We start from the raw sequence: 4,684 nt of genomic DNA on the forward strand, positions 1-4,684 counted from the left end.
GCTGCTCCCCGGGCCCTTCCGCATGCCGTGGACGGTCAGCCGAGGCGCTTGACCGCCGCCTCGACCCGCTCGTCCGTCGCCGTGAACGCGACCCGTACGAACCGCTCCCCCGCCTCGCCGTAGAAGTCTCCCGGCGCCACGAGGACGCCCTTCTCCGCCAGGTACGCCACGGTCTCCCAGCACGGCTCGTCCCGGGTCGCCCACAGGTACAGGCTCGCCTCGCTGTGCTCGATCCGGAAGCCGTGCGCCTCCAGGGCCGCCCGCAGCGCCGCCCTGCGGGCCGCGTACCGCTCCCGCTGCTCGGCCACGTGCGCGTCGTCGCCGAGCGCCGCGACCGTCGCCGCCTGCACCGGCGCCGCCGTCATCATGCCGCCGTGCTTGCGGATCTGGAGCAGCTCACCGAGCACGGCCGCGTCGCCCGCGACGAACGCGGCCCGGTAGCCGGCCAGGTTGGAGCGCTTGGACAGAGAGTGGACGGCGACGATGCCCTCGTACGAACCGCCGCAGACGTCCGGGTGGAGCACGGAGACCGGGTCGGCCTCCCAGCCCAGCTCCAGGTAGCACTCGTCGGAGAAGACCAGGACACCGTGCTCGCGCGCCCAGGCCACGATCCGGGTCAGCTCGCCCTTGGAGAGGACCTTGCCGGTCGGGTTGGACGGGGAGTTCAGCCAGAGCAGCTTGAGCCCCGCCGGGTCCAGCAGCGTCGGGTCGTCGTAGACCACGGGCGTCGCGCCGCAGAGCCGCGCGCCGACCTCGTACGTCGGGTACGCGAGCCGGGGGTACGCAACCCGGTCGCCCGCGCCGAGACCCAGCTGCGTCGGCAGCCAGGCCACCAGCTCCTTGGAGCCCACCACCGGCAGCACGTTCTCGTGGGCGAAGTCCACCGCGCCCAGCCGCCGCTCGCACCAGCCGGTCAGCGCGTCCCGAAGCTCCTTCGTCCCCCACACCGTCGGATAGCCCGGCGAGTCCGCCGCCGCGACCAGGGCCTCCTGGATCAGCGCGGGGACCGGGTCGACGGGCGTGCCGACCGAGAGGTCCACGATTCCGTCGGGGTGCGCCACGGCCGTCTTCTTGTACGGCTCCAGCTTGTCCCAGGGGAAGACGGGCAGGCGCGAAGAGACTGCGCTCACGGGTTGGCTCTCACTTCCTGTACGTGCGCGGGTGAGGCGTCGGGAAACGCCTCGGCCCCGTACGGCGGCCGACGCCGTACGGGACCGGATTCGACCTGAAGCGGTCGATCAGCCGTTCTGCGGCGGCAGGGCGGCGATGAAGGGGTGGTCGCGCTCGATCTCGCCGAGCTTGGAGGCACCACCGGGCGAACCGAGCTCGTCGAAGAACTCGACGTTCGCCTTGTAGTAGTCCTTCCACTCCTCCGGGGTGTCGTCCTCGTAGAAGATCGCCTCGACCGGGCAGACCGGCTCACAGGCCCCGCAGTCGACGCATTCGTCCGGGTGGATGTACAAGGACCGCTTGCCCTCGTAGATGCAGTCGACGGGGCACTCCTCGATGCACGCCTTGTCCTTCACGTCGACACAAGGCTGCGCGATGACGTAGGTCACGCTGTCGTTCCTCCTCGATAGGGCTGGTCTGCGCGGGAGCGCGGCGTCGTCGATGCCCGCACCTAGTATCTCCGTTCTTGGGGGCGATCCGAACAGGAGGGGCGGAGAAGCTGTGGAATTCACCGGCGGAGGACGCCTAGAGGTCCGAATTACCAGCGCTGACGTGGGAAAACGTGTCTCCGTTCGGTACGTGACGGACTCAGCTGCGGCGGGTGAGAAGTTCACCGACGCGGTCGGCGTTCTCACATCATGGGACAACTCTGTGCTGCTGATCACACGAAAGAGCGGCGACGGCGTCCGGATCGCGGAATCCACCCTGGTCGCCGGGAAGATCGTCCCGCCCGCCCCGGCCCGCCGGCGCGGCCCCTCCGCCACCTTCCCCGAGCTGGCCCGCGCCACCGCGCGCGCGTGGCCGCCGGTCGAGAGCGAGATGCTCGGCGAGTGGACCCTGCGGGCCTCCGACGGCTTCACCCGGCGGGCCAACTCGGTGCTCCCGCTAGGTGATCCGGGACTGCCGATCGCCGACGCCCTGACGCACGTACGCGCGTGGTACGAGGCACGGAGCCTCCCCGCCTACATCCAGACCGCCACCGGCGCCGAGGGCGCCCAGGAACTGCTCTGCGCGGCCCTCGACCGGCACGGCTGGCGGCGCGAGGTCTCCGCCGAGGTACGGATCGCGGCACTGGCCCCGATCGGCGACCTGGACGCCGACGTCTCCGCCGTACGCCTCTCCCGGACCTTCGACGCGTCGTGGCTCCGCCGCTACCAGCGCTTCGGCGAACCGGGCCCCGCTGTACGGTCGGTGCTGACGTCCGGCCCGAGTGTGTGGTTCGCATCCGTGGCGGGCACGGGAGAGGTACCGGCGGCGATCGGACGGTGCGTGGTCGACGGACGCTGGGCAGGCTTCATGGCCGTCGAGGTGGACCCCGGGCAGCGGCGCCGGGGCCTCGCGACGTCCGTCATGACGGCGCTCGCCCGCCAGGCCCTCGACGAGGGCGCGTCGGCGGCCTGGCTCCAGGTGGAGGCGGACAACGACGGCGCGCGGGCGCTCTACGACGGCATGGGCTTCGCGCCGCACCACCACTACCACCACTACCGATGGGCGGAGGCGTGACGGAGGCGTGACGGAGGACGTACCACCACCGGAGGACGGGCCGGAGAACGGACCGGAGGACGGAGCACGGCACGACGGGGCAGCGGGCGAGGACGCCCGCGAGAGCCCGGACCCGCCCGACTGGCGGCGGGAGTTCGCGGAGGAGGCGCGGTCGGAGCGGCCCGACCTCGCCCGGCTCTGCCTGCTGATCGGAGCGGTCGCCGACCCCACCGTCACCCGGCACGTCCTGAACGAGGCCGAGATCGAACTCGACCGCCTCGCCGGGCTCGTCCCCTACGCCACCCGGATCGTCGGCGACTGGGCCACCGCCCTCGCCGACCTCCTCGGCAACCGGGAGGGCTTCGAGGGCGTGCCCGCCGACTACCAGCGGCTGGAGTCCTCGCTCCTGCACGAGGTGCTCAGGCGCCGCCGCGGCCTGCCCATCCTGCTCTCCGTCGTCTGGATGGAGGTCGCACGGCGGGCCGGCGCCCCCGTGTACGGGCTCGGACTGCCCGGCCACTTCGTCGTGGGCTTCGGCGACCCCGCCGACCTGCACCTCGCCGACCCCTTCTCGGGCGGCCGCCCCATGACGGGACCGGACGCCGAGCTCCTGGTGACCAGCGCGACCGGCGAGGCCCTCGACCGCTCGATGCTCAGGCCCGCCGAGCCCGGCGCGATCGTGCTGCGGGTCCTCAACAACATCCGCGCCTGGGCGGCCCCCCGCCCGGAGCGCTCCGACGTGGCCCTGTGGGCGGTGGAACTCTCCCTGCTGCTGCCCTCCCACCCGGCGAGGCTCCGCTACGAGCGCGCCGAGCTGCTCGTCCAGCGCGGGGACTTCCTGACGGGGGCGGCGGAGATGGAGGCGTACGCACACGTCATGGACGCGGTGGACCCGGAGTCGGCGACGACGATCCGGCGCCGGGCCCAGGCGGCGCGGGCGCGGCTCAACTAGGACGTGGCCGGCGGGCCGGATCGTGCGGGAGGGGACGGGTCCGGCTCGGGACGGCGGCGAACGGACAGCTCGTCGCGGTCGAACAGGTGCATGCGGACCTGGCCGACGACGCCGGGTTTCCGGTCGCGGTTCCGGCGGGAGGCCGACGCCTCGCGCCGATGACGCGAAGGGCGAACGCCGGGAAACGGGCATCGCCTTCGGTGGCGGCGATGCCGGAGGCGTCCTGAGGGAGGGGGCGGGGCGGGAGCGGCTAGGGGCGGGGCAGGGCGAGGCGGGAGCGGCTAGGGGCGGGGACCGCCGGGATCCACGTCCGCGCCGCGAGGTCCGCTCAACACGAGGCCGATGAGCAGGACGAACGCGGCGAGGGCCGTGGACGTGCGCGCGAGGTTGAAGAGCTCCCAGCGATGCAGGATCTCCGCGTGGTCGGCGGGAGCCGAGGTGGCGGCCCACTCCTTGATCCGGCCGTTGATCGGCACGTTGCCGAAGCGGGTGATCAGGAAGGAAGCCAGAGCGAGCAGCGCGGCGGCGCCGGCGAGCAGTCGTGCGCGGCCCCGGGTGAGGACGGCCAGGGTCAGGGAGCTGAGGAAGGACAGCGCCATCGCCGTCTGCATGGTGATGCCGTTCATCGCCATCAACCGGGTGTGGAAGTCCAGCCGCATGTCGAGGGGCACGGCACGGAAGGTGGGGACGAGATTGGCCGCGCCGTAACCGAACGCGCCGGCGAGCAGCCCGGTGGAGAGCAGAGCCACGGCCTGGGCCATCCGTACGCGCAAGAGCGCCGCCTCCGAGCTTTAGGGGGGCGGGGCGACCGGATTCGAACCGGCGTCCTCCGAGATGCCATCGCGGCGCATTACCTCTGTGCTACGACCCCGCCCTTGGGATGATCTTAACGGGGGAAGGGGCGGGGGGACGAGGGGATTTCGGAGAGATTCTGGGCGGCGACGGGGGGCGGGGGCGGGGGCGGGGGTGAGGTGTCTGGGGTGGGGGTTTCGGGTGGGGTGCGGGTGCGGCCGCCCTCTTTCCGAGTGTGGGGGGCACCACCCCCCCCGCCAAGGCGCCGGCCGGGGGCGCGGCGGAGCC

At 72.7% G+C, this 4,684-nt stretch carries 5 protein-coding genes and 1 tRNA gene; 2 read left to right on the plus strand and 4 right to left on the minus strand.

All coding sequences use genetic code 11. From position 1 onward, the window contains the following. Positions 1 to 35: 35 nt before the first annotated feature. Together ACFQ79_RS40325 and fdxA are read right to left on the minus strand one after the other, a co-directional pair. Entirely contained in the window at positions 36 to 1,130 is a 1,095-nt protein-coding gene (locus ACFQ79_RS40325) for a bifunctional succinyldiaminopimelate transaminase/glutamate-prephenate aminotransferase (RefSeq protein ID WP_383593274.1), read from the minus strand. A 108-nt stretch (positions 1,131 to 1,238) separates the two neighbouring features. Beyond that, positions 1,239 to 1,559 carry a ferredoxin gene (gene fdxA, locus ACFQ79_RS40330; RefSeq protein ID WP_015035968.1) on the minus strand — a complete coding sequence of 107 codons (321 nt, stop codon included), beginning with the start codon at positions 1,557 to 1,559 and terminating at the stop codon, positions 1,239 to 1,241. Between the two features lie 112 nt (positions 1,560 to 1,671). Here fdxA and ACFQ79_RS40335 point away from each other — a divergent pair, with 112 nt between their 5' ends. Further along, positions 1,672 to 2,673, plus strand: coding sequence for a GNAT family N-acetyltransferase (locus tag ACFQ79_RS40335; protein WP_383593277.1), 1,002 nt, complete (start codon positions 1,672 to 1,674; stop codon positions 2,671 to 2,673). 7 nt (positions 2,674 to 2,680) lie between these two features. After that, the gene (locus ACFQ79_RS40340; protein ID WP_383593280.1) at positions 2,681 to 3,604 is read left to right on the plus strand and encodes a tetratricopeptide repeat protein; all 924 of its coding nucleotides are present in this window, start codon (positions 2,681 to 2,683) and stop codon (positions 3,602 to 3,604) included. A 281-nt stretch (positions 3,605 to 3,885) separates the two neighbouring features. Here the strand turns inward: ACFQ79_RS40340 and ACFQ79_RS40345 are convergent, their stop codons facing one another. Both ACFQ79_RS40345 and ACFQ79_RS40350 read right to left on the minus strand, forming a co-directional pair. After that, on the minus strand, positions 3,886 to 4,377 hold the full coding sequence (locus ACFQ79_RS40345) for an anthrone oxygenase family protein (RefSeq protein ID WP_383593283.1): 492 nt from the start codon (positions 4,375 to 4,377) through the stop codon (positions 3,886 to 3,888). A gap of 25 nt (positions 4,378 to 4,402) precedes the next feature. Further along, a tRNA-Ala gene (locus tag ACFQ79_RS40350) sits at positions 4,403 to 4,477 on the minus strand. Positions 4,478 to 4,684 lie beyond the last annotated feature (207 nt).

The organism is Streptomyces sp. NPDC056480 (genome assembly GCF_042795405.1).
Classification (GTDB): Bacteria; Actinomycetota; Actinomycetes; order Streptomycetales; family Streptomycetaceae; genus Streptomyces.